This is a genomic window from Mycobacterium sp. E183 (genome assembly GCF_001667735.1).
In the GTDB taxonomy this organism is placed as follows: domain Bacteria; phylum Actinomycetota; class Actinomycetes; order Mycobacteriales; family Mycobacteriaceae; genus Mycobacterium.
Window position 1 is genome coordinate 1 of the sequence record NZ_LZJN01000027.1, and the last position, 740, is coordinate 740.

The 740-nt window shown below is 69.9% G+C and carries 1 pseudogene; it reads right to left on the reverse strand.

What is annotated here, in order from left to right:
- Positions 1–681 (reverse strand): annotated as a pseudogene (locus A5691_RS02400) (hypothetical protein); the annotation flags it as partial.
- Positions 682–740 lie beyond the last annotated feature (59 nt).

Below are 740 nucleotides of genomic sequence, written 5' to 3' on the forward strand. Positions count from 1 at the left end.
AGTACGCGGCGATCGTCGAGGGCGTCGAAGAGAAGATGCCACTGGGCATCGCCGACCGAATGGCCGGGATCTGCGCATCCCGCGCGCTCGGAGCGGTTCCACTTCGTGTAGTCCGCTCAGCGGCGGCGCCACCGGACCGCGGCCCGTCGGGATGACATCGTGCCGCCGGGTGAATGCGATCAGCGACGCGTCCGGTGCGAAACCTGCGCAGATCCCGGCCATTCGGTCGGCGATGCCCAGTGGCATCTTCTCTTCGACGCCCTCGACGATCGCCGCGTACTGGGCGGCGTATCCGGACACGAGCGCCGCACCGACCCAGTCGTCGAGCAACAGATTCAGCAGGCTGGCCCGCACTACTTCCTCAGGGAACAGCCGGCCGACCGTCGCCCGAAATCCCGCGCCGACACGACAGCCCAGCAAGGCGTCCAGACCGGCGGGCGCGGTGATGTCGTCGACGACTTGATCGGTGAGGTGCGCCCTCACTCCGACCTCGCCGAGGATCTCGACACGTCCGTCCTCGGCGCCGACCACGTCACGCGCCCGCAGGTCCGCCACGGAGCCGCGCACCCCATCCGGATGGGTGTCGATCGTGCTGGTGCGTCGCCGTACGCCCGGCAGCGACTGTGGCCCGCCGTCCACGAAGGGCCGCCGCGGGCCGAGGATGTCGTCGACGAACGGCATGGTGGCTCAGGGCTTCCAGTCAGTCGCGTCGGCCCATTCCCAGGCCTGCCGGTAGGCGC